General features: G+C 63.8%; 24 protein-coding genes. 11 read left to right on the top strand and 13 right to left on the bottom strand.

All coding sequences use genetic code 11. From position 1 onward, the window contains the following. Positions 1-341: 341 nt before the first annotated feature. From BUB23_RS11955 to BUB23_RS11940, 4 genes are all read right to left on the bottom strand, one after another. Positions 342-1,142 carry a DUF3298 domain-containing protein gene (locus tag BUB23_RS11955; RefSeq protein WP_073103339.1) on the bottom strand — a complete coding sequence of 267 codons (801 nt, stop codon included), beginning with the start codon at positions 1,140-1,142 and terminating at the stop codon, positions 342-344. Between the two features lie 10 nt (positions 1,143-1,152). Continuing rightward, complete coding sequence (locus tag BUB23_RS11950; protein WP_073103338.1) at positions 1,153-1,851, bottom strand: glutathione binding-like protein; 699 nt, start codon at positions 1,849-1,851, stop codon at positions 1,153-1,155. A 25-nt stretch (positions 1,852-1,876) separates the two neighbouring features. Continuing rightward, the gene (locus BUB23_RS11945; protein WP_073103426.1) at positions 1,877-2,368 is read right to left on the bottom strand and encodes a glutathione peroxidase; all 492 of its coding nucleotides are present in this window, start codon (positions 2,366-2,368) and stop codon (positions 1,877-1,879) included. A gap of 103 nt (positions 2,369-2,471) precedes the next feature. Then, complete coding sequence (locus tag BUB23_RS11940) at positions 2,472-3,032, bottom strand: peroxiredoxin (RefSeq protein WP_178372308.1); 561 nt, start codon at positions 3,030-3,032, stop codon at positions 2,472-2,474. A 72-nt stretch (positions 3,033-3,104) separates the two neighbouring features. Here BUB23_RS11940 and arsC point away from each other — a divergent pair, with 72 nt between their 5' ends. Continuing rightward, complete coding sequence (gene arsC, locus BUB23_RS11935; protein ID WP_073103336.1) at positions 3,105-3,449, top strand: arsenate reductase (glutaredoxin); 345 nt, start codon at positions 3,105-3,107, stop codon at positions 3,447-3,449. A 34-nt stretch (positions 3,450-3,483) separates the two neighbouring features. Beyond that, positions 3,484-4,356 (top strand): DMT family transporter, encoded by an 873-nt coding sequence (locus BUB23_RS11930; protein ID WP_073103335.1) that lies wholly within the window; start codon positions 3,484-3,486, stop codon positions 4,354-4,356. Positions 4,357-4,428: 72 nt separating this feature from the next. Here the strand turns inward: BUB23_RS11930 and BUB23_RS11925 are convergent, their stop codons facing one another. The 4 genes from BUB23_RS11925 to BUB23_RS11910 all read right to left on the bottom strand — a co-directional run bounded on the left by BUB23_RS11925 (position 4,429) and on the right by BUB23_RS11910 (position 8,355). Further along, positions 4,429-5,496 (bottom strand): sulfate/molybdate ABC transporter ATP-binding protein, encoded by a 1,068-nt coding sequence (locus tag BUB23_RS11925; RefSeq protein ID WP_073103334.1) that lies wholly within the window; start codon positions 5,494-5,496, stop codon positions 4,429-4,431. Between the two features lie 2 nt (positions 5,497-5,498). Further along, a complete protein-coding gene (gene cysW / locus BUB23_RS11920) occupies positions 5,499-6,368 on the bottom strand; it encodes a sulfate ABC transporter permease subunit CysW (RefSeq protein WP_425439544.1) in 870 nt (289 codons plus the stop codon). A gap of 34 nt (positions 6,369-6,402) precedes the next feature. Then, positions 6,403-7,269 (bottom strand): sulfate ABC transporter permease subunit CysT, encoded by an 867-nt coding sequence (cysT, locus tag BUB23_RS11915; RefSeq protein WP_073103332.1) that lies wholly within the window; start codon positions 7,267-7,269, stop codon positions 6,403-6,405. 75 nt (positions 7,270-7,344) lie between these two features. After that, positions 7,345-8,355, bottom strand: a complete 1,011-nt coding sequence (locus BUB23_RS11910) for a sulfate ABC transporter substrate-binding protein (RefSeq protein WP_073103331.1) — start codon at positions 8,353-8,355, stop codon at positions 7,345-7,347. Between the two features lie 229 nt (positions 8,356-8,584). Here BUB23_RS11910 and BUB23_RS11905 point away from each other — a divergent pair, with 229 nt between their 5' ends. The 4 genes from BUB23_RS11905 to BUB23_RS11890 all read left to right on the top strand — a co-directional run bounded on the left by BUB23_RS11905 (position 8,585) and on the right by BUB23_RS11890 (position 13,330). Continuing rightward, a complete protein-coding gene (locus tag BUB23_RS11905; protein WP_073103330.1) occupies positions 8,585-9,022 on the top strand; it encodes an MbcA/ParS/Xre antitoxin family protein in 438 nt (145 codons plus the stop codon). Further along, positions 8,997-9,731, top strand: a complete 735-nt coding sequence (locus BUB23_RS11900; protein WP_073103329.1) for an RES family NAD+ phosphorylase — start codon at positions 8,997-8,999, stop codon at positions 9,729-9,731. Before BUB23_RS11905 ends, BUB23_RS11900 begins: the two co-directional genes overlap by 26 nt. Before the next feature lie 47 nt (positions 9,732-9,778). After that, the gene (locus BUB23_RS11895) at positions 9,779-11,128 is read left to right on the top strand and encodes an NAD(P)H-dependent oxidoreductase (protein ID WP_073103328.1); all 1,350 of its coding nucleotides are present in this window, start codon (positions 9,779-9,781) and stop codon (positions 11,126-11,128) included. Between the two features lie 99 nt (positions 11,129-11,227). Further along, positions 11,228-13,330: a DUF8189 domain-containing protein gene (locus BUB23_RS11890; protein ID WP_143160957.1), complete on the top strand. Its 2,103-nt coding sequence runs from the start codon at positions 11,228-11,230 to the stop codon at positions 13,328-13,330. Positions 13,331-13,342: 12 nt separating this feature from the next. Here BUB23_RS11890 and BUB23_RS11885 read toward each other — a convergent pair whose 3' ends face one another. After that, positions 13,343-14,122: a PRC-barrel domain-containing protein gene (locus BUB23_RS11885; RefSeq protein WP_073103327.1), complete on the bottom strand. Its 780-nt coding sequence runs from the start codon at positions 14,120-14,122 to the stop codon at positions 13,343-13,345. Between the two features lie 193 nt (positions 14,123-14,315). Between BUB23_RS11885 and BUB23_RS11880 the strand changes: the two genes are divergently transcribed. Next, positions 14,316-16,601: a heavy metal translocating P-type ATPase gene (locus BUB23_RS11880; protein ID WP_218598959.1), complete on the top strand. Its 2,286-nt coding sequence runs from the start codon at positions 14,316-14,318 to the stop codon at positions 16,599-16,601. Here the strand turns inward: BUB23_RS11880 and BUB23_RS11875 are convergent. Beyond that, entirely contained in the window at positions 16,592-16,816 is a 225-nt protein-coding gene (locus BUB23_RS11875) for a heavy-metal-associated domain-containing protein (protein WP_073103325.1), read from the bottom strand. The two genes, BUB23_RS11880 and BUB23_RS11875, sit on opposite strands and share 10 nt — an antisense overlap. A 123-nt stretch (positions 16,817-16,939) precedes the next feature. Here BUB23_RS11875 and cueR point away from each other — a divergent pair, with 123 nt between their 5' ends. Continuing rightward, entirely contained in the window at positions 16,940-17,335 is a 396-nt protein-coding gene (gene cueR, locus BUB23_RS11870) for a Cu(I)-responsive transcriptional regulator (protein WP_073103324.1), read from the top strand. A 4-nt stretch (positions 17,336-17,339) separates the two neighbouring features. Here the strand turns inward: cueR and BUB23_RS11865 are convergent, their stop codons facing one another. Beyond that, entirely contained in the window at positions 17,340-18,623 is a 1,284-nt protein-coding gene (locus BUB23_RS11865; RefSeq protein WP_073103323.1) for an arsenic transporter, read from the bottom strand. A gap of 2 nt (positions 18,624-18,625) precedes the next feature. Continuing rightward, positions 18,626-18,961 carry a YnfA family protein gene (locus BUB23_RS11860; protein ID WP_073103424.1) on the bottom strand — a complete coding sequence of 112 codons (336 nt, stop codon included), beginning with the start codon at positions 18,959-18,961 and terminating at the stop codon, positions 18,626-18,628. A 187-nt stretch (positions 18,962-19,148) separates the two neighbouring features. Between BUB23_RS11860 and BUB23_RS11855 the strand changes: the two genes are divergently transcribed. After that, a complete protein-coding gene (locus BUB23_RS11855; RefSeq protein WP_073103322.1) occupies positions 19,149-21,296 on the top strand; it encodes a TonB-dependent receptor family protein in 2,148 nt (715 codons plus the stop codon). On the opposite strand, the gene BUB23_RS11850 is transcribed toward BUB23_RS11855, so the two are convergent. Further along, positions 21,293-21,565 (bottom strand): hypothetical protein, encoded by a 273-nt coding sequence (locus tag BUB23_RS11850; protein WP_073103321.1) that lies wholly within the window; start codon positions 21,563-21,565, stop codon positions 21,293-21,295. The genes BUB23_RS11855 and BUB23_RS11850 overlap by 4 nt on opposite strands. 236 nt (positions 21,566-21,801) lie before the next feature. Here BUB23_RS11850 and BUB23_RS11845 point away from each other — a divergent pair, with 236 nt between their 5' ends. Next, a complete protein-coding gene (locus tag BUB23_RS11845) occupies positions 21,802-23,055 on the top strand; it encodes a PQQ-dependent sugar dehydrogenase (RefSeq protein WP_178372307.1) in 1,254 nt (417 codons plus the stop codon). After that, positions 23,042-23,407, top strand: a complete 366-nt coding sequence (locus tag BUB23_RS11840) for a c-type cytochrome (RefSeq protein ID WP_342743840.1) — start codon at positions 23,042-23,044, stop codon at positions 23,405-23,407. Before BUB23_RS11845 ends, BUB23_RS11840 begins: the two co-directional genes overlap by 14 nt.

Genomic DNA, 23,407 nt, shown 5'->3' with positions numbered 1-23,407 from the left:
CGCCGTGGGCGAATGTGGGTTGGGCTCAATATCGCTGCGGTCCCGGGCTTCGCCCGTGACTGCCCGCGCAGGCGGCCTGTTTCGGGGCGCCCGCGAACTCGCGGAACGGGCAGCCCCCGGCTGCCCGTAAGCACTCGCTCAAACAAGCGCGGGCTTGCCTCCCCGAAACAGGCCGCCTGCGCGGCTTGCTCAAACTTTCGCCCAACCCACATTCGCCCACGGCGCCTGGACATTGGGTTGGTGTCAGAAGAACCACAATGAAAACGACCCGGCATACGTCTAAACTAAAGAGCCACGACTCGTCACCCGCGCCTGGGCAGGCCTCGCGCCGGCTACATCGCTCATGCAGGCATGAACTCCGGCCGCAGTATCCCTTGTAAATCGCCATAAGGGATCAACAGCTCCGGCTGCCCCGACGAGTACGGCGCGATCTGATAGGAATCGTACTTCACCAGCAAACCCTGGTCGGTAAAAGCGAAATTCGTGCTCGCCTGGAAAGGCCAGATCCGGTTGTAGCTTTCCGGATCCTGCCGCGCGTCGGCGTTCTTTGCCAGCCAGAGGCCGTGCGCCGCTTTCAGCGCCGCGACATAGGCGTCCTGCTTGCCAGGCTCCAGCACATTGGCCAGGCTCAGCACCTTGCCGCTGCCATTGTCCCAGTTCAGGAACTGCGTCGCCGATATGCCGTGGGCCGCGCCCGTAAAGTATTGCCAGGTATTGAGCTCGACCACTGTCAGGTGCTTATTGCGGTAGCGCGTCTTGGCGGCCAGCAAGGTCGAATCGCGCGGCGCCGCCGTCTTCCAGAAATAATCCTCGTATTCGGCCACGGTAGCGTAGACCGGAGGCTGGCTGTTGCCTATGCCGGTCATGAGGGCCAGCGCGTGGTCCACCAGCGCGGTCAAGCGCGCAATGCCGGGGAAGACCACCGAATCCAGTTTCACGGTCGGGCAGTCGCCCTCGCAGCCGGGTTTTTTGTGCTCCCATTTGACCGCCTGGACGAACAGGCCCTCCTTGCTGGTCTGTTCCGCCGTTTCCGCCGGGATCAGGGATATATTGGGCGATGGCCCGCTCGCGCATGCCGTCAGCAGGCCCGCGGCGCCGGCCGCCAGCGCCAGGCGCAGTGCTTGGATAGGAAGTTTCATCATGCTTCTTTTCTTATTTGACGGTGGCGGCGTCCTGCCCGAAGAGTATCTTGCGCGCCGCCTCGTCGTGCGCCGCGGGCGCCGGGTTGATCTGTCCGGCCCTGTCGTAGGCGCGGATCGTGGCGGGGCGCGCGCGTATCGCGTCGAACCAGCGCTTCACATTCGGGAAGTCGTTCAGGTCCTGCCCCTGGCGCTCATGCGGCACTATCCAGGGGTAGCAGGCCATGTCGGCGATCGAATACTCATCGGCGATGAATTCGCGGCCGGCCAATCGGTGATCCAGCACTTTGTACAGGCGGCCGGTTTCACGCACATAGCGGTCGACGGCGTAAGGGATTTTTTCCACGGCGTAGTTGCTGAAATGGTGGTTCTGCCCGGCCATGGGCCCCAGCCCGCCCATTTGCCAGAAGAGCCACTGCAGCGCCTGCACCCGGTCGCGCAATGCGCCCGGTATGAACTGGCCGGTCTTGTCGGCCAGGTATAGCAATATGGCGCCCGATTCGAAGACCGAAACAGGCTCGCCGCCGTCGGCCGGGGCATGATCGACTATGGCGGGAATGCGGTTGTTGGGCGCGATTTGGAGGAATTCCGGCTGGAACTGCTCGCCCTTGCCGATATTGACGGGGAAGATTTTGTAGGGCAGGCCGCTTTCTTCCAGAAACAGGGTGATTTTGTGGCCGTTGGGGGTGGTCCAGTAATACAGATCTATCATGAAAGTCCTTGTGGTTCTTGTTCAGTCAGGCCTGGGCCGCCAGCGCTTTTTCGATGTCGCCGCGCAAGGCTTCGGGCTTGGTGATAGAGCCATAGCGCTGCAGCACCCGCCCATCGCGGCCCAGCAGGAATTTGGTGAAGTTCCACTTGATGTTCTGGCTGCCCAGCACGCCGGCCTTTTCGCTTTTCAGCCAGGCGAAGAGGGGATGGGCCTGCGGGCCATTGACTTCTATCTTGGCGAACATGGGGAAGCTCACGCCGTAATTGGTGGAGCAAAAACTGGCGATTTCGTCGGCGCTGCCGGGCTCCTGGTGGCCGAATTGATCGCAGGGGAAACCCAGCACGGCAAAGCCGCGCTCGCGGTATTCCCGGTACAGGGCTTCGAGGCCCTGGTACTGAGGCGTGAATCCGCACTCGGACGCCACGTTGACCACCAGCAGCACCTGGCCCTCGTAGCGCGACAAGGCGACCTCGCCGCCCGCCAGCCCCTGGGCCGAAAAAGAATAAATCGAGGTCATGAGATACCCATCGCTTTCTGGCCTATGATCGCCATACTTTACCATTGAAAGCGGCGCCGGATCATGCGCCCGCGGCGCCAGCCCGGCCCGCATCGGCACGCATTCAGGGCTTGGACGCCGCCCATTTCTTGACCGCCGCCATGGTGTTGGCGACGTGGCCGTCGGGGTCCAGGCTGGTGTATTCATAGTAGATTTTATGGTCCGGCGTAATGACATAGGAAATGCGGTTCGCCATGTTCGGCTTGAAAGCCATGTTGGCATCATAGGCCTTGATGACTTTGGCTTGCGGGTCGGCCCCCACGGCGAATTTGCTGCGGCAGGCGTCGACCGAGAATTCCTTCAGCTTGTCCAGCTTGTCGGCCGAGACGCCCAGCACGGTGGCGCCGTACTGCTTGTATTCGTCGGTCGCCTCGGCAAAATCGTGCGCTTCGATGGTGCAGCCTTTGGTGAACGCGGCCGGATAAAAATACAGCACGACCGGGCCTTTCTCGAGGGCCTCGTTCAGGGTGAACGGAAACGCGTTGCCGCCGAGCGTGGCTTCGAGAGTGAAGTCGGGCGCCGGCGCGCCGACTTTCAACTGGGCGTAGGCCGCGGATGGCGGCACGGCGCATGCGAGGGCGATGAGGGTGTGCGAGGCGATGCTGGCGGGTCGAAGAAACTTCATGATTGCTCCCTGGGCGCGATCGAAACTGGGCTAAGATGTCAGATCCATTACATATATTTGGCATGTACGGCGATGACCACGATCTATCATAATCCTCGTTGCGGCACTTCGCGCGACGCATTGCAAATGCTGCAGGACCGCGGCATCCAGGCCGAGGTTGTCGAATACCTCAAGACGCCCCTGACGCGCGGCGAACTGGCGGCTCTTATCCAGGGCGCCGGGCTGTCGGTGCGCGAGGCCATACGCAGCAAGGAAGCCTTGTTCGAGGAACTCGGGCTCGGCGACCCGGCCGTAAGCGACGGGCAATTGCTCGATGCCATGGCCGAACACCCCATCCTGCTGAACCGTCCTTTTGTCGTCACGGACAAGGGCACGCGCTTGTGCCGGCCGGCCGCCGTCCTCGCAGAAATTCTCTGAAGCCGGGCTGGCGGCCCATCATGGCACCGCGGCGATGACGCTCCAGGTGTTCCTGCTGGTCGTCATCGCTGCCGGCCTGCATGCGGCCTGGAACCTGATTTCCAAGCGGGCGGCCGGCGCCGGGGCATCGTTCGTCTTCGCCTATCGGCTTTGCTCGACGGTAATCTACGCCCCATGGGTCGCATACATCCTGTGGAACGACGGCATGGCCTGGAGCTGGCCGGTGGCGGCGTTCATCGGGCTGTCCAGCGCCTTGCATCTTGGATACAGCATCTGTTTGCTGCGCGGCTACAACGTGGCCGACCTTTCCGTGGTCTATCCCATCGCGCGGGGCACCGGCCCCTTGCTGGCCAGCGCCGGCGCTTTCCTCTGGCTGGCCGAAATCCCTTCGGCTTTGGGCGTGCTGGGGATATGCAGCGTGGTGGCGGGCATACTCCTGATCGCCACGCAGGGCAACTGGCGCCAGTTTGCCCAGCCCCAGGCCTGGATAGGCATACGCTGGGGCCTGCTGATAGGCTTGTTCATCGCCGCCTACAGCCTGAGCGACGCCTATAGCGTCAAGGCGCTGCTGGTCGCCCCCGTTCTGCTGGATTGGCTTTCCGCCTGTTGCGGCACGCTGCTGCTGGCGCCCAGCACCTGGGTGAGGCGCGCCCACATGCTGCGGCAGATGCGCGGCAAATGGGGGCTGGCGCTGGCGGTGGGCATACTCTCGCCCATGGCCTACATCCTGGTCCTGTACGCCTTGCAGCAGGGGGCCGACGTCAGCGTGGTGGCGCCCTTGCGCGAAATGTCCATGATGATGGCGACATTCGCCGGCTTCTTCATCCTGAAGGAAAAGGTCTCGCCCGTGCGCTGGCTGGGATGCGCGGTCATCATCGCCGGCGTGGTCCTGCTGTCCACGCACTGAGGCGTTGCCGCCCGAAGCGCCACGGCAGGCCGCGGCGCCCGAGCGCCCCGGCGCCGCACAAACGGCCGGCGATCAGGCCGCCTGGTCCAGGAAGATATGCACCTGCCTGGGCCTGACCACCAGGGTTTCATGTTCCTTCAATTGCAGCTGGGAGTAGCGTTCCTGCGAGATCACGGCCTCGATCAGCTCGGCGTTGTCGCTGCGCCTGAGTTCCAGCTGGGCCAGCGGCCCTATGGCATGGACCCGCTCCAGCCGAACCACCAGCCCCCGGGCGCCCTCGGTGTAGCGCTCGATGTCGATATCGTGCGGGCGCACGTAGGCCGTGCCGCTGGTATCGCGCGCGTCGCGGTGCTCGGGCGCGTCGAACGCCGCGTCGCCGGTTTCCAGGAAGCCATTGTGGACGCGGCCGTGGAACAGGTTCACATTGCCCAGGAAGCTGTACACGAAAGGCGTGGCCGGCTGGTTGTATACGGAGGCGGGCGCGCCCGCCTGCTCTATCCTGCCGCGGTTCATGACCACGATCTCGTCGGCGACCTCCAGGGCTTCTTCCTGGTCGTGGGTGACGAATATGCTGGTGACCTGCAGTTCATCGTGCAGCCGGCGCAGCCAGCGCCGCAGTTCCTTGCGCACCTGGGCGTCGAGGGCGCCGAAGGGTTCGTCCAGCAGCAATACGCGCGGCTCCACGGCCAGGGCGCGCGCCAGTGCGATGCGCTGGCGCTGGCCGCCCGACAGCGCGGACGGCTTGCGGTCGGCCAGCCAGTCCAGCTGCACGAGTTCCAGCAGCCGGGTGACTTTTTCGCGTATCTGCGCTTCGGAAGGGCGGTTCCTGCGCGGCTTGACGCGCAGGCCGAAGGCAATATTCTCGAATACGCTCATGTGCTTGAACAAGGCATAGTGCTGGAACACGAAGCCGACCTGGCGCTCGCGCACATGCCTTTCCGTCGCGCTTTCATTGTCCAGCAGGATCTGCCCGGAATCGGGGAATTCGAGCCCGGCGACGATGCGCAGCAGGGTGGTCTTGCCGCAGCCGGAAGGCCCCAGCAGCGCGGTCAGCTTGCCGTCGGGGAATTTAAGGGAAACGTCGTTCAGCGCGGCAAAATTCCCGAACCGCTTGTGTATATTGCGTACTTCTATGCTCATGTTCAATGCTCCTGCGCAGAAGGTGTGGGCGTGCGCTGGGTGCGCCATTCGATCCAGGACTTCAGGGCGAGCGTGACCAGGGCCAGCAGGGCCAGCAGGGATGCCACGGCGAACGCCGCTGAAAAATTGTATTCGTTGTAGAGGATTTCGACGTGCAGCGGGATGGTGTTGGTCATGCCGCGTATATGCCCCGACACCACGGACACGGCGCCGAATTCCCCCATGGCCCGCGCATTGCAAAGAATGACGCCGTACAGCAGCCCCCACTTGATATTGGGCAGCGTGACGTGCCAGAACGTCTGCCAGCCCGAGGCGCCCAGCACCAGCGCGGCTTCCTCCTCTTCGCTGCCTTGCGACTGCATCAGCGGTATCAGTTCGCGGGCGACGAAGGGAAAGGTGACGAAGATGGTGGCCAGCACGATGGCGGGCACGGCGAACAGGATCTTGATATCGTGCTCGTACAGCCAGGGCCCGAGCCATCCCTGGGCGCCGAAGATCAGCACATAGATGAGGCCGGAAATGATGGGCGATACGGAGAAGGGCAGGTCGATCAGCGTAATCAGCAGGTTCTTGCCGCGGAATTCGAACTTGGCGATGGCCCAGGCCGCGCTGACGCCGAACACCAGGTTCATGGGCACCGCTATCAGGGCGGCCAGCAGCGTCAGGCGGATGGCCGAGACGGCATCGGGCTCGACGATGGCGGCGATATAGGCGTCCCAGCCTTTTCTGAAGGCCTCGGCGAAGACCGCCAGCAAAGGCACGAACAGGAACAGCGCGAGGAAAAGGAAAGCGGTGGCGATCAGCGCATACCGCAGCCAGCGCGGTTCCAGTATGGCCGAGGGCATGCGGGCGGGCTTGGCGGACGGGATCATTGCCGCGGGAAGGGCGATGTCGAAGGCGGCCATATTATTTGTTCCTCGTCGCCTGGGTGCGCTGGCGCGTCCAGGCTTGCAGCAGGTTGATGGCCAGCAAAAGAATGAAGGAAATGGACAGCATGACGACGGCGATGGCGGTGGCGCCGGCGTAATCGTATTGCTCAAGCTTGGTGACGATAAGCAGAGGGGTGATTTCCGAGATCATGGGCATGTTGCCGGCAATGAAGATCACCGAACCGTATTCCCCGGTGGCGCGGGCGAAAGCCATGGCGAAGCCGGTCAGCAGGGCGGGCAGTATGGTGGGGAACACGACGCGGACAAACGTCTGCAGGCGGTTCGCGCCCAGGCTCGCGGCGGCTTCCTCCAGTTCGCGCTCGGCTTCTTCCAGCACCGGCTGCACCGTCCTGACGACGAAGGGCAGGCCTATGAAGGTAAGGGCGACGACTATGCCCAGCGGGGTGAAAGCGACTTTGATGCCTAGCGGTTCGAGATGCTGGCCTATCCAGCCGTTGGGCGCGTAAAGGGCGGTAAGGGCGATGCCGGCGACCGCCGTGGGCAGCGCGAAAGGCAGGTCGACCAGGGAATCGACCAGCCTCTTGCCGGGGAAGCGATAGCGCACCAGCACCCAGGCCACAATGCTGCCGAAAACCACGTTGATGGCGGCCGCCGCCAGGGACGCGCCGAAGCTCAGGCGGTACGAGGCCATGACGCGGTCCGATGTGACGGCGGCCCAGAACCCCTCCCAGCTCAGGGTGAAGGTTTTCAGGAATACGGCCGACAGGGGGATCAGCACGATCAGCCCCAGGTATAACAAGGTAAATCCCAGGGTGATATTGAACCCTGGGATGACGCGAAAGGCAGAAGAGCCCTTGACGAGAGGGCCGGCGATGCTGGGCATAGGTATGGCTCTTTGGGTTGCGGCGGAACGCCGGCCGCAAAGGGCCGGCGCGGTGTGTGGTGTTGTGGGCGCTGCCTATTTCTTGCCGGGCTGGTAGATCTGGTCGAACACGCCGCCGTCGCCAAAGTGGGCTTTCTGCACCTTGTCCCAGCCGCCGGCGATGTCATCGATGGTAAACAGCTTCACGTTCGGAAACTGGCTGGCATACTTGGCGGCGATTTTTTCCGAAGTGGGCCGGTAGTAATTCTTGCCGGCGATGTCCTGGCCCTCGTCGCTGTACAAGTATTGCAGGTAGGCTTCGGCGACTTTGCGCGTGCCTTTCTTGTCGACGACCTTGTCGACGATGGCGACCGGAGGCTCGGCCAGGATGCTGACCGAAGGCGCCACGATTTCGACCTTGTCCGGGCCCAGTTCCTTGATGGCCAGAAGGGCTTCGTTTTCCCATGCCAGCAGCACGTCGCCTATGCCGCGCTCGACAAAGGTGGTGGTCGATCCGCGGGCGCCGGAATCCAGCACTGGCACTTGCTTGAACAGCTTGGCGACGAATTGCTGGGCCTTTTCCTCATTGCCGCCGGGCAGTTTCAGCGCATAGCCCCAGGCGGCCAGATAGTTCCAGCGCGCGCCGCCCGAGGTTTTCGGGTTGGGGGTGATGACGGAAATGCCCGGCTTGACCAGGTCGTCCCAGTCCTTGATTTGCTTGGGATTGCCCTTGCGGACCAGGAAAACGATGGTGGAGGTGTATGGCGAACTGTTCAGGGGATAATGTTTTTGCCAGCCGGGCTTGATGGCGCCGCGTTCGGCGATGGCGTCGATGTCCGAGGCCAGGGCCAGCGTCACCACATCGGCGTCGATGCCGTCTATGACCGAGCGCGCCTGCTTGCCGGAGCCGCCGTGCGACTGCTTGATGGTCACGGTATCGCCCGTGCTTTCCTTCCAGTGCTTGGCGAAGGCCTGGTTGAATTCCTGGTACAGCTCGCGCGTCGGGTCGTACGACACATTGAGCAGGGAAACTTCCGCGGCATTGGCGCCATGCGCGGCGAATAGTCCGGCGACTATCAGTGTCTTGATCAGCTTGGGCAACAGCATGTGTGCATCCTTTAGGTATGGGCATTTCCCGGTACAGACTCAAGACTAAAGAGATACGCATCAAAACAGAACGAATACTTTGCTCATTATTTATAAGCTGGGGGCATAATGCGCCCAAGCTATATGAAGAATGACGCCCGCGGAGCCGGCGCGCCGCGTAGGGCGGGGCGGGCCGGCTCTTGATGTATCCGTAAATGGAGTATAAAATATCCATAACCGGAGGAATACCATGAGTCTGGCCTATGCTTATCCCCTTAGCCGCTTCGAGCCCGCGGCCGTCATCGACCTCAACGACAAGGCCGCGCGCGAACGACTGTCCAAATCGGCCCTGCAAGGCTTTTTCAAGCTTGCCCAGGCATGGAAGCTGCGCGACGAAGAAGCCTGCAATTTGCTGGGCGGCGTGTCCAGCAGCGCTTTCTACGAATGGAAGAAAAAGCCCGGCCGCGTGCTCGAGGTCGATCGCATCACGCGCATTTCCTACCTGCTGGGCATCTACAAGGCTTTGCATATTCTTTACGGCGACAATCTCGCCGACCAATGGGTAGGCATGCCCAACCGCAACGTCATTTTCGGCGGCAAGACACCTTTGCGCTATATGCAGGAAGGCGGCCTGCTGGCCATGCAAACGGTGCGCGCCCTGCTTGACGCCCGCCGCGGCGGCATGTAGCGTGCGCGCGCCGCCGCTAGCCCTGGTCCGCCAGCTCGATACCTGGCGCCTGTTGCCTTCGCGCTTCGCCGACCAGGAAGACTCCGTGCTGGCCCCGCTGGCCAACAGCGCCGCCCACCTGAAGGACTTGTTCGATCTCGACAACGCCACCAACCAGCGCCTCGCCGCCGAACGCGGCGCCATGCCGGGCATAGGCGTGGACGAACTGGTCTTCGGGGTGCCGAATTTTCGCATGATCAACGCCGCCTACACCTACCCCCGCCCCGAAGGCAGCCGTTTCAACACTGGCGCCCGTGGCGCCTGGTATTGCGCCTTCGACGCGGACACCGCCCTGGCAGAGATCATTTTCCATAAAATCGTGGAATACGCCGAAATCGACTATTTCCACGACACCGTCAGCTACCAGGCGCTGCTGGCCGATTTCAGCGCCGAATTCCACGACCTGCGCCATGCCGCGAGTTTCAAGGCCTGCCTGGACCCGGTCAGCTATGTCGCTTCGCAGAAGCTGGCGGTGCAACTGCTCGAGCAGGGGTCCATGGGCATCGTGTATCCCAGCGTCAGGCTCGCGGGCGGCACCAACCTGGCCTGCTTCCGTCCGGCGCTGGTCGGCAATGTGCGCCGCGGCGCCGCTTACACGCTCAGCTGGACGGGCGCGCCCCAGCCAATGGTGAACGCTATTGCGCCTCCAAGAAAAAAGCCCCCACGCTAACCGCTGCGCGGCGGCAAAAAAATGAATCGTCAACGGAAGGAGACTTCATGAGCCTTTACACGCAACTCCAGCAGCGCGCCGCCGCTGGCAAGCCCATACGCGTCGGCCTGATCGGCGCCGGCAAATTCGGCTCCATGTACCTGGCGCAGGTTCCGCGCACGCCGGGCGTGCACCTGGTGGGCATTGCCGATCTTTCCCCGGAAGCGGCGCGCATCAATCTTGCCCGCGTGGGCTGGCGGCCCGAACAATGCCAGGCCGAGTCCGCCCAGGCCGCCCTGCGCACGGGCGCCACCTGGATCACCGACGACTGGCAAGCCTTGGTCGGCCTGCCGGAAATCGACGTCATCGTCGAATGCACCGGCAATCCCGTCGCGGCGGTCGAGCACTGCCTGGCGGCCTTTTCCCAGGGCAAGCACGTGGTCAATGTCACTGTCGAGGCCGACGCTTTCTGCGGCCCGCTGCTGGGCCGCAAGGCCGCCCAGGCCGGCGTCGTCTATTCCATGGCTTTCGGCGATCAGCCCGCGCTCATCTGCGATCTGGTCGACTGGGCCCGCACTTGCGGGTTTCCGGTGGTCGCCGCGGGGCGCGGCCATAAATGGCTGCCGCATTTTTCCGCATCCACGCCGCTCACCGTATGGGGCTACTACGGCCTTACGCCCGAACAGGCCGAACGCGGCGGGCTCAATCCCAAGATGTTCAACAGTTTTCTGGACGGCTCCAAGCCTTCGATCGAAAGCTGCGCGGTGGCCAACGCCACCGGCTTGTCGGTGCCGTCCAATGGCTTGCAGTATCCCCCGGCCAGCATCGAAGACATTCCTTTTGTGACCCGGCCCGTCAGCGAAGGCGGCGCGCTGGAACGCAAAGGCATGGTGGAGGTCGTTTCATCGCTGGAAGCCGACGGCCGCCGCATTCCCTACGATATACGCATGGGAGTCTGGGTCACGGTGGAAGCCGAAACCGACTACATCAAGAATTGTTTTGAAGAATACAACGCCCATACCGATCCATCGGGGCGCTATTTCACCCTCTACAAGCGCTGGCACCTGATCGGCCTGGAAGTCGGCATATCGGTGGCTTCGGTTGCCTTGCGCGGCGAAGCGACAGGGGTCGCCGCTGGCTGGGTGGCCGATGTCGTGGCCACGGCCAAGCGCGATCTGCAGGCGGGCGAAATCCTGGACGGCGAGGGCGGCTATACCGTATGGGGCAAGTTGCTGCCCGCGGCAACATCCGCGCGGATCGGCGGCCTGCCGCTGGGCCTGGCGCACAATGTAAAGCTGCTGCGTCCCGTCAGGCAGGGGCAATGCCTGGCCTGGAGCGATGTGGCCATGGATACGTCCACCCATGCCTTCAAGGTGCGCCGCGAAATGCAGGCCTTGTTCAGCGCCGCGGCGCCATAGGCGGCCGGGCCCAAGGCGGGGTCGCGCCATCTTGTATTTTGTTCCACCAGCCGGATGAAAAAGGAATAGAATCGCACTACCTCATTTTCCAGAAAAATCTTGAAAGTCATTCGCTTACTGTTGGCCTGGTGTTGCGCCCTGGTTCTGGCGGGCGGCGCTGGCACGGCCATGGCAGGGCCGTCGCTGATCCAGTGCCATGGCATGAAAGATCTGGTGTTCGTTCCGCACCAGGATGACGACCTGCTGTTCATGAACCCCGATATCGGCTCCACCATAGACGCCGGCGGCTGTGTGCAGGTGGTGTATCTGACGGCCAGCGAAAGGGGCGAAGGCGAGGGCTACATGCTGGGGCGGGAGCGGGGGGTGCGCGCCGCCTACGCCTATATGGCGCAGGAACCCAATATCTGGGCCGAAGGCTACGCCACCATAGGCACGCGGCGCCTGGCCCGCTTCACATTGAACGGCAACAAGCGCGTGCGGCTGCTGCACATGCGCCTGAAAGACCCCTGGCTGGGCAAGGGCTGGGGCAGCCTGACTCCCTTGAGCCGGGCCGAATCGGTGCCCGGCAGCGCGGTGGAGTCCCTGGGGCCCGCCGTCGAAACCTATACGCGCCCGGAACTGGTGGCCACCATCCGCCAGATCATCCAGGAATACCAGCCGTCGACGATCCGGCACATGGATGACAGCATCACGATTCCCTACGCCGACCTGTGCTGGCGCTGCATAGGGCACGACCACCCCGATCATATCGCCAGCGCGCGCCTGGTGCACGAGGCCATTGCGCAGGAACACGGCAATTACGCGGAGGTGGCCTATGTGGATTACCCCAGCCAGGAGCGCGTGGCCAACCTTTCCCCCGCTGAAACCGTCGACAAGACCGATGCCTTCCGGCGCTATGCCTGGGACGATTACCGCTATTGCACGGATCGCGAGCTGTGCCGGGAGCCGGCGGGGCCCGCGGCCGCCTGGGTGGGCCGCAGCTACTATGTATCGCGCCATAATGTGGCGCCGGCGATCCTGCCCGACCTCGCCGGCGGGTTTGTATTGTTCGCGGCGGGCGAAGCCAACTGCGCCGCCAATGTCTGGCAAAGCGCGGTCCAGCGCTGGGCCAGCCTGGGCGGGCGCACGGCCGATCCGATCGCCGCGTTCGATTACCGCGATGGGCGGGCCGGGGTGTTCGCGCGCGACGCGACAGGCCTGGTGTGGGCCAATACCCAGGGATCCGCCGCGGCATGGCAGGGCTGGCAACTGATACCGGGCGGCCGTTTCATATCCTTGCCGGCCGCTAGCCGGCAAGGGCCCTTGCTGGCCGTGGCCATGGGCAACGATGGTTTTTTCCACTATACACAGCCGGCGGGCGCCTCGAGCGCCTGGACGCCATGGCTCGCCCTGCCGCCTTTGCCAGGGGCGCTGCCCGGCGTCGCCGTGGCGGCCGACAGCACTGGCGCGCCGGCCATATTCGCGGCCGATTCAAGCGGCGGGCTTTGGGTCAGCTCGTATCTGGCCATCAAGAATCCGCCGCTGCCGGCTCTGCCCATTCCCGGGGAAGACGGCGGCCTGCCCCTGATTCTTTCCGCGCAGGTCGACAAGGCGGCATGGACGGCCTGGCGCAGGATTCCGGCTCCGGATACCGATGACGGCCTGGCGGCGCTGCGCAATGCCGACGGCCTGATCGAACTCTACCTGCGCGACAAGGCCACTGGCCATATGCAGCGCATCGTGCAGGCCTCGCCCGGCAATGCCAGCGCGGCGTGGTCCAGGCCCACCGACCTGGGGGTGACGTATGCCGGCAAGCCCGCCGTGGCCCTGAACGAAAAAGGCGCTGTTGCCGTCGCCGCCATGGAGCATCGCGGCGGCGCGTTATGGTTGTTGGAAGCGGGGCAGGCCACCCGCCTGGCGGCCAGCGTGGCCTCTATCCCCGCCCTCGGAACCATGCATGGCGTGCTGTATGTGGCTGCGCGCAGCGCCGACGCCGGCCAGGCTTATTGGGTCAGGGCCAGACGACAGGGTGCGTGGGGCGACCCGGTGCTGGTGGGCCCGCCGCCGGCAGGCGGGGGAGGCGCCTTCAGCCGCGCCCAGCGCCATGCCGCGCTCCTTATCGAGCCCTTTAAAGCATCGGTGTATGCGGCCGCCGCACGCAAACCCGCCACGCTGGCGGTCAACGCCAGCGTGGCGGCGGCACCTCTGCCTACTGTTCCTTAGCGGGCCGGCGGCTCAATCCCAATAGCCTTCCTTGCCATAGAAGTCATGCAGCCGGGTTTCGTAATCGCGATCCAGGGGCACATCCTCGTCGTATTCCGGGCTGTTCTTGATCTGCTCGCGCGTCAATTTGGTCTGGACGGTGGAATCGGTCCAGTCTATCCGCTCTATCCAGCGCGTCGCCAGCAGGACTTTCTTGCCTCCCGGCCACCAGTTGCGGGTATCGACCAGCAGATAGCGGATGGCCCAGTCCTTGTCGTCGAAAAGGAAGTCCTTGACGTGGCCGATTTCCTCGTCCGTGCCCAGGATGTGATAGCCGCCGACCTTGTCGCTGCTGCGCAGATGGCTGTCCTGCGGCTGGTCCGCCACGCGCTCGGCGAGGTCTTCGGGGCGCTCGGCAACGGGCGGGACATTGCCGCCTTCCGGCAAAGGAAACTCGGGGTATCCCGCCACGCCCCATAGATACGGGCCGGTCCAGTAATTGCCATAGCCGTAATACTGCGAGTAGTCGCCTTCCAATTGGCGCGAGATAGGCTTATGGGTATCGATATCGGGGCTGTTCTTCACCTGGTCGCGCGTCAGCGAGACTTCTATGGTTTCGTCCTCGTCATCGATGTTCTTTATCGAATAGGGAGAAATAAGCACCTTCCGGCTCGAGAGCCACGAGCCCGTTTCCACGACAAGGTAGCGGACACCCCAGCGCTCGTCATCGAAATAAACCTCTTTCACGCTGCCAAGCTCATCGTCCGTTGCTTGGATGGTGTAGCCATTCAGGCTGTCTACGGTACGTAACATACGCGTTCTCCTTATCGGTTGTCGGTAGGCAGATACAGCAAGCGCCGTGCCCGCGCCAATGAATTGCGCCGACACCGCCCCGAGCCTGTGGCGCGCCGCCTGCTACGCCATGCTTGACCTTGACACCATGGCAAGCTTTATCATTGCTGGCAAATGGCGCATCCGCCAAGCGCCGCCTTTCAAGGAAACCGCAATGTCCTCCGCCAGCACCGCTGTCAATTCCGCCGCCGGGCTTACCGCCAGCCTGAATATCGAAGGCATGTCCTGCGCTTCCTGCGTAGGGCGGGTGGAGCGCGCGCTCAAGGCCGTGCCGGGCGTGGCAAGCGCCAGCGTCAATCTGGCCACCGAACGCGCCGAACTGACTTTCGTGGGAAACGCCGACACCGCCGCCGCCGTCAAGGCGGTCGAGGCGGTCGAGGGCGCGGGCTACAAGGCCTCGGTCGTCGCCGATCCGGCGGGCAATGCGGATGAATTGTCCCTGCGCCATGCCGCCGAGATGGCGGCGCTCAAACGCGCTTTGCTCGTGGCGATCATCTTCGCCTTGCCGGTATTCCTGCTGGAAATGGGTTCGCACTTGGTTCCGGCGCTGCACCACTTCATCATGGAAACGATAGGCCGGCAGGCAAGCTGGCATGCGCAATTCGTGCTGGCCAGCATCGTGCTGGCGGGGCCGGGCCGGCGCTTTTTCGTGACGGGGATTCCCGCCTTGCTGCGCGGCGCGCCCGACATGAACGCCCTGGTGGCGGTGGGCGCCGGCGCCGCCTATGCTTATTCCGTGGCCGCCACTTTTGCGCCGGGATGGCTGCCCGCCGGCACCGTCAATGTATATTACGAGGCCGCGGCGGTCATTGTCGCGCTGATCCTGCTGGGCCGCTTTCTCGAGGCGCGGGCCAAGGGCCGTACCTCCGAAGCGATCAAGCGGCTGGTCGGCCTGCAGCCCGCGACCGCGCGGGTGTCGCGCGGCGGCGTGGTGGTGGAAATCCAGATTGCCGATGTGCGTGCCGGGGACCTGGTCGAGGTGCGTCCCGGCGAACGGCTGCCCGTCGATGGGACGGTCGTGCAGGGCGCCAGCTTTGTCGATGAATCCATGATCAGCGGCGAACCGGTGCCGGTGCAAAAAACCGCGGGGGCCCAGGTGGTCGGGGGCACGGTCAACCAGAACGGCGTCCTGATGTTCCAGGCCACCAAGGTGGGCGGCGATACCGTGCTGTCGCAGATCATACGCATGGTCGAACAGGCGCAAGGCTCCAAGCTGCCCATACAGGCCCTGGTGGATCGCATCACCATGTGGTTCGTGCCCGCCGTCATGGCGGCGGCGGCGCTGACCTTCGCCATCTGGCTGATGTTCGGGCCGCAACCCGCCCTGACGTTTGCCCTGGTCAACGCGGTTGCCGTGCTGATTATCGCCTGCCCTTGCGCCATGGGCCTGGCCACGCCCACTTCCATCATGGTCGGCACCGGCCGCGCGGCGCAAATGGGCGTGCTGTTCCGCAAGGGCGAGGCGCTGCAATTGCTCAAGGATGCCAAAGTGGTGGCGGTGGACAAGACCGGCACCCTTACCAAGGGCAGGCCGGAATTGACCGACCTGATTCTTGCGCCGGGTTTCGAGCGCGCGGACGTGCTGGCTTGCGTGGCCGCCGTCGAGGCCAAGTCCGAACACCCCATAGCCCGGGCCATCGTCGCCGCCGCCGCGGCGCAGGGCCTGGCGCTCGCCGCCATCGAGGATTTCGAGTCGGTAACGGGGTACGGCGTGCGCGCCGTGGCCGATGGCAAGCGCATCGAAATCGGCGCCGACCGCTATATGGCAAAGCTGGGCCTGGATGCCGCGCCGTTCGCCGCCGAGGCGGCGCGTCTTGGCGACGAGGGCAAGACGCCTTTGTATGCCGCCCTGGACGGCAAGCTTGCCGCCATGATCGCCGTATCGGATCCCATCAAGGAGACCACGGCGCCGGCGATCAGGGCCTTGCACGAGCTGGGGCTGAAAGTCGTCATGATTACCGGCGACAACCGCCGCACGGGCCAGGCCATCGCCCGCCAGCTGGGTATCGATGACGTCATCGCCGAAGTGCTGCCCGGCGGCAAGGTGGACGCGGTCAAGCGCCTGCAAGAAGAGTACGGCGTGCTGGCTTATGTGGGCGACGGGATCAATGATGCGCCGGCGCTGGCCCAGGCCGATGTCGGCATGGCGATAGGCACGGGCACGGACATCGCCATCGAGGCGGCCGATGTGGTGCTGATGTCCGGCGATATGGGCGGCATACCCAAGGCCATTGCCTTGTCCAAGGCGGTCATCGCCAATATCCAGGAGAATCTGTTCTGGGCCTTCGCCTACAACGCCGCGCTGATTCCGGTGGCCGCCGGCGCGCTGTATCCGTTCAACGGCACTCTGCTCTCGCCCATCTTTGCCGCCGGCGCCATGGCGTTTTCCAGCATATTCGTGCTGGGCAATGCCTTGCGCCTGCGGCGCTTTCAGCCTTGATCCGGGACGCCGGGCCGGGCTTTCGCCACGGGGGAATAGCCCGCCGCGCGAATGGCGCTTTCTATGGCCGCCGCGTCGGGCGCGCCGCTGACGCGGACGCTGTGGCCGGGCAGGTCTATGGCCACCGTGGCGCCGGGCGCCGCCTGGCTGAGCGCCTTGGTGATGGTGGCCACACAGTGTCCGCAGGTCATGTCCTTGACTTCGAATTCGAGCATTGCATTCTCCATGCTTCGCAGGCGGGGCCTGCGCAAGTCGGGGTAGCTTAAAGCTTCCCATGGTGGTAATGTCAAGCCATCCATTTCCGCCTCGGGCGGCGCATACTTTGCAGGGGTCACACGATGAATATAGGGCAGGCGGCGGCGGCTTCCGGGGTTACGGCCAAGATGATCCGCTACTATGAAAGCACGGGCCTGATGGCGCCCGCCATGCGCACCGGATCCGGCTACCGCCAGTATTCGGAAGCAGAGGTGCAGACCCTGCGCTTCATCAAGCGCTCGCGCGACCTGGGGTTTTCGCTCGGACGCATCAAGACGCTTATCGGCCTGTGGCAGGATACCAGCCGCAAAAGCGGCGATGTCAAAAAGCTTGCCCGCCTGCACATCGCCGAACTCAACGAGGATATCTCCAAGCTGCAGACCATCCGCGATCAGCTCGAGCACCTGGCCGACTGCTGCCATGGGGACAACCGGCCCGACTGCCCGATACTCGCCGACCTGTCCAGGCCGGGCCGCTGACTGCTCAGCCGCCCAGGCTCACGGCCAGCGCCGCCAGCGTCAGCAGCAGCACGGGCAGGGTCAGCACGATGCCTACCCTGAAGTAATAGCCCCAACTGATCGCCATGCCCTTGCGGGCCAGCACATGCAGCCATAGCAGGGTGGCCAGGCTGCCGATGGGCGTGATTTTCGGGCCGAGGTCGCTGCCTATCACGTTGGCGTAGACCATGGCCTCCTTGACGGCGCCGCCGGCCTGGCTCGCATCGATGGACAGGGCCCCTATCAGCACAGTGGGCAGATTGTTCATGATGGAAGACAGCACAGCGGTCAGCATGCCGGTGCCCAGGGCCGCCGCCCAGATTCCCTGGCCGGCCAGATAGTCCAGAAGCAGGGCTATCAGCCCTGTCAGGCCCGCATTGCGCAAGCCGTACACCACAATATACATGCCCAGGGAAAACACGACGATGTGCCAAGGGGCTTCGCGCATTACCTTGCGGGTGCTGATGACATGCCCGCGCCCCGCCACCAGCAGCAGGGCCAGCGCGCCCAGCGCGGCAATGGCGCTTACCGGCACGCCGGCGCCTTCGAGCCAGAAAAAGCCCGCGAGCAGCAGCGCCAGGACTATCCAGCCAGCGCGGAAAGTGCCGATATCCCGAATCGCCGCGCGCGGCGGCCGCAACTGGCTGGCGTCGTAGCGCGGCGGTATGGCTGAACGGAAATACCATAGCAGGACCAGCAGGGTAGCCGCCACTGAAACCATGTTGACGGGCACCATGACGGCCGCATAGCGGGCGAAACTGATGCCGAAGAAGTCCGCCGTGACGATATTCACCAAGTTGGACACTACCAGGGGCAGGCTGGCCGTGTCGGCGATAAAGCCGGCCGCCATGACGAAGGCCAGGGTCGCCGCCGGGCTGAAACCCAAAGCCAGCAGCATGGCCATGACGATGGGCGTCAGGATGAGCGCCGCGCCGTCGTTGGCGAATAGCGCCGATACCGCCGCGCCCAGCAATACGATCAGGGCGAACAGCAAGCGCCCATTGCCCTTGCCCCAGCGCGCCACATGCAGCGCCGCCCATTCGAAAAACCCGGCTTCGTCCAGCAGCAGGCTGATGATGATGATGGCGACGAACGCCCCCGTGGCATTCCAGACGATGTGCCAGACCACGGGGATATCGCCCATGTCCACTACGCCGCTGGCCAGCGCCGCCGCTGCGCCCATGCAGGCGCTCCAGCCTATGCCCAGGCCGCGCGGCTGCCAAATCACCAGCGCCAGCGTTGCCAGAAAAATCAATGCGGCGAGTATCATGCTCAAGCCTGGCCCTGCCAGCCCGACGCAATGACGGCCATTCCCAGCAGGGCCAGGCCGGCGCCCGCCCAGTCCAGGGCCGACAGTCTTACGCCGTCGACGAGCCGCAGCCACACCAGCGCGCTGGCCACGTACACGCCCCCGTAGGCGGCATAGACGCGGCCGCTGGCCGCCGGGTGCAAGGTGAGCAGCCAGGCGAACAAGGCCAGGCTGAGGGCAGCCGGAATCAGCAGCCATAGCGGGCCGCCTTTGCGCAGCCACAGGTAGGGCAGGTAGCAGCCGACAATTTCGGCCAGCGCGGTGACGACGAACAGGGCGAAGGTTTTCAGGACCAGCATGCAAGCATCCTTCACAGTCGGCAAACTGGGAATAGTACAGCCGATAAGGCGGACGATTCCGGGAGGGAGGAAATCTTTTGTGGAAATATCCGGCTCCATGGCCCGGTCGAATATAGAATGCAGTTGTGCCCGGCCGCTCTGATCGATAGAGCGCGCAAAATACATAATCCACAAAGGGGAGACTCCCATGCAAACGCATCATCGTGGCAGGTATGCCTTGTCCCTGCTGGCATTGCCCGCCAGCCTGTCCCTGGCCTGGGCGCAGGAAGCGCCGCAGACCCTGGCCCCTATCGTGGTGACGACCACGCGCATGGACACCTCCGTGCTGGACACGCCCGCCTCCGTTACGCTCGTCGACGGGCCGGACATGAGGGACGCCAAGCTGCAGATCAATCTGTCCGAAAGCCTGGCGGGCGTGCCCGGCCTCCAGATCCAGAACCGCCAGAACTACGCCCAGGACCTGCAGGTCTCGATACGCGGCTTCGGCGCGCGATCGACCTTCGGCGTGCGCGGCCTGCGCTTGTATGTGGATGGCATACCCGCGACCATGCCCGACGGGCAGGGCCAGACTTCCAATATCGACATCGCCTCGATAGACCGCGTGGAAATCCTGCGCGGGCCCTTCTCGGCCTTGTATGGCAATTCCTCGGGCGGGGTGATCCAGGTCTTTACCGAAGACGGCGCGGCTCCGCCTGAGCTGTCGGCAGGCTTCGCGGCCGGCAGCTATGGGACCTACCGCTATGGAGTCAAGGCCAGCGGCGTCGCCGGCGCGGGAGACAGCGGCATCGATTACCTGTTGAGCGCCACGCGCTTCACCACCCAGGGCTACCGCGACCACAGCGGCGCGCGCAAGAACCTGGGCAATATGAAGCTCGGGCTGCAGTTCGATGACGACAGCAAGCTGACTCTCATCGCCAATAGCGTCGACATGAAGGCGGACGACCCCCTGGGCCTGACGCGCCAGCAATACGAGTCATCGCCGCGCAGCGCCCAGCTGGCGCAAGAGTACGACACGCGGAAAACCGCCAAGCAGACGCAGGGCGGGCTGGTATACGACAAGCAGGTCGATGCCGACAATGCCTTGCGCGTCATGCTGTACTACGGGCAGCGTGAAACCGTGCAGTATCAATCGATACCGCCGGCCGCCCAGTTGAACAGCCCCGGGCACGCCGGCGGCGTGATAGGCCTCAAGCGCGAGTACGGCGGCGCCGACCTGCGCTGGACGTCGAAATTGTCGCTGGCGGGGCGGCCGCTCACCCTGATCGGCGGCCTGGCCTACGATGAAATGACGGAAAAGCGCAAGGGATACGAAAACTTCCTCGGCAGCGGGCCGGCGCGGCAACTGGGCGTGCAGGGCGCCTTGCGGCGCAATGAAAGCAATAAAAGCGCCAATATAGACCCCTACATCCAGGGTACGTGGCAGTTCGCCGAAAAGTGGACGTTCGACGCCGGCCTGCGCTACAGCACAGTGCGCTTCGATTCAGACGACCGCTACATCACCGCGCTGAATGCCGACGACAGCGGCGACGCCCGCTACCGCAAGGCGCTGCCCATGGCCTCGCTGCGCTATGCGGCCACGCCGGAGATAAGCTTGTATGCCTCCGTCGGGCGCGGCTTCGAAACGCCCACCTTCAATGAAATTTCCTACCGCGACGACGGTTTGTCAGGCTTGAATTTCGCCTTGCAGCCGGCGGTGAACACCAGCGTCGAAATAGGCGCCAAGGCCGCGCTGGCCGGCGGCTTGCTGACCGCGGCGCTGTTCCAGACGCGCACGCAGGACGAGATCGTCTCGGCCGACAGCAGGGACGGCCGGGCTTCTTTCCAGAACGCCGGGCGCACGCGCCGCAGCGGCTTCGAACTGGGCTGGAGCGGCAAGCTCGCCGGCCATTGGCGCAGCGACCTGGCCTACACCTGGCTGGACGCCAAGTATCGCGACGACTGCATGACCCCGGCCTGTCTCGATCCGGCCAGGCCCGACAAGCATCTGCAAACCGGCAATCGCATCCCGGGCATTGCGCGGCAGGCCCTCTACGCCGCGATAGGCTGGGTGCCGCCCACCGGCTGGCGCGCGGGAGCCGAGGCGCGCTATCTGAGCAAGATCTATGTGAACGACGGCAATACTGATACGGCGCCCGGTTATTTCCTGGCGGCGCTCAATGCCGGATACGTCTGGCGCACAGGCGCGTGGGAACTCAATACCTTTGCGCGCGTGGACAACCTGTTCGACCGGAAATACGCAGGCTCGGTCATCGTCAACGAAGGCAACGAACGCTACTATGAGCCTGCGCCCGGCCGCAACTGGAGCGCCGGCGTCAACGCCAGCTATTCCTTCTAGGACTTCAGGGCCTTTTCCAGCAAGGCGCCTATGATTTCATTGGTGCCGGTGTTCTGCGCCGTGGCCTGCGCGCGGATTTCATCCACCAGCGTCTGCTTGATCTTGACAGGGAAGGAAACCAGTCCCTGCGCCTGGTCGAGCTTGCGCTGCTCGCGGCGATCGACGGGCGCGCCGGCCGAATCAGCGGAAAAGCGCTGGGGTGTGCCGCCCTTTTTCATTTTTTCCACTATCTTCAGTGCCTTGTTCTTTTCCAGATCGGTTTTCTTCATGGGATTCCATCGCTAGGGTTCTATGGCAGGTCAGTCGCGCCATGCGGTGGATTATACGGCGTCGCCGCGAGGCCGCCGCCGCTGAACATTTCGTAACCATAAGGTTCAATATTCAACGATTCTAGGGTAAACGACCTAGTGCCTCGAAAAAGAATGGGAGTAGCATCGAACCGCGTGCAGGCAGAGGTACAGACCAAGCAAGAGTTTTCATAACACTGGAGACAACAATGAACGTCATGACGCGTATAACAACTGTTGTAGTCGGCCTTGCGTGCGGCGCTTGCGCCGGCGCCGCCACGGCCGAGGATAATGTTCAGAAGCTCATGAACATGAATACCACGGGTGCGTCGCTGGATATCGAATCCGTGCCGCAGACAGGCCCCCAGGCCGAGGCCATCAAGCGCAATCTGGAGAATGTGAAACTGCCGGACGGCTTCAAGATAGCGCTGTATGCCATCGTGCCCGACGCGCGCCAGATGGCGGTGGGGCCATCGACCGGCGTAGTGTTCGCGGGCACCCGTAAAACCAAGATATGGTCTGTCACCGACAGGACCAAAAGCCGTGTCGCCGACGACGTCAAGCGCTTCGCCCCGTCAGTCACCATGAAAGTGCCCAATGGCGTCTGCTTTTCGCGCGACGGCATGCTGTACAGCGTCGAACATAATCGCGTGCTGGTATATCCCGCCGCCGAATTCTTCTACGAAGGGCCGGACGTTGCGGCCGGGGTGGTCGTGCCCCAGGGCGAGCTGGTGCCGGTCCAGGAAGAAAGCTTCAATCATGGCGCGCGCACCTGCCGCGTCGGGCCCGACAACAAGCTCTATATCACTTTAGGAAATCCGTTCAATGTTCCGCCCAAGGACAAGGCTGAGCTCTACGACAAAAACGGAATGATGGGCATCATACGCATGGACCAGGACGGCAAGAACCGTGAAATCTATGCGCAGGGCGTGCGCAACTCGGTGGGCCTGGATTTCAACCCCAAAGACAAGACCTTGTGGTTCACCGACAACCAGGTCGACGGCATGGGCGATGATGTTCCTCCGGGAGAGCTGAATCGCGCCACCGAAATGGGCCAGAACTTCGGCTTCCCGTATTACGGCGGCGGCAAGGTCAGGACGGTGGAGTACAAGGACGCTGAACCGCCCGCCAGCGTCGTATTCCCGCAGATTGAAATGGCGGCTCACGCGGCGGACCTGGGAATGATGTTCTACACCGGCCAGATGTTCCCGGAACAATATCGGGGCGGCATTTTCTCGGCCCAGCACGGCTCATGGAACCGCAGCACGCCCGTCGGCGCGCGCGTCATGTTCACCAGCCTGAAAGAAGACGGCACCGCCGACAAGACGGAAGTCTTCGCGGACGGCTGGCTGACGGCCAATCACGAATACCTGGGCCGTCCAGTGGATGTCGCCATGCTGCCTGACGGATCATTGCTGGTGTCGGACGACTATGTCGGCGCCATTTACAGGATCTCGTATGCGGGCAAATAGCCGCGGCGCGGCCAGGCAGGGCAGGGCGGGGGCGCTGATGGCGGGCGCCCTTTGCCTGGGCGTTTCGATGCCGCTGGCGGCTCCCGCGGCGGCGGCCGATGTGGCCGCGGGCCGCGCCAAGGCCGTGCAATGCGCCACATGCCACGGCGCGAACGGGATGGCGACCCTGCCCGAAGCGCCCAACCTGGCCGGCCAGAATGAAATATACCTGGTCAAGGCCCTGCAGGACTTCAAATCGGGCGCCCGCAAAAATGAAATGATGTCGCTGATGGTGTCCGGCCTGTCGGACAGCGACATCGAAAACCTCGCGGCCTTTTATCAAAGCATAGAAATCACCGTGAAGCAGCCTTAG

This window comes from Pollutimonas bauzanensis (assembly GCF_900129885.1).
Classification (GTDB): Bacteria; Pseudomonadota; Gammaproteobacteria; order Burkholderiales; family Burkholderiaceae_B; genus Pollutimonas; species Pollutimonas bauzanensis.
The sequence above is the reverse complement of the archived record's forward strand: the minus strand, read 5'-3'. Positions and strand labels throughout refer to the sequence as shown.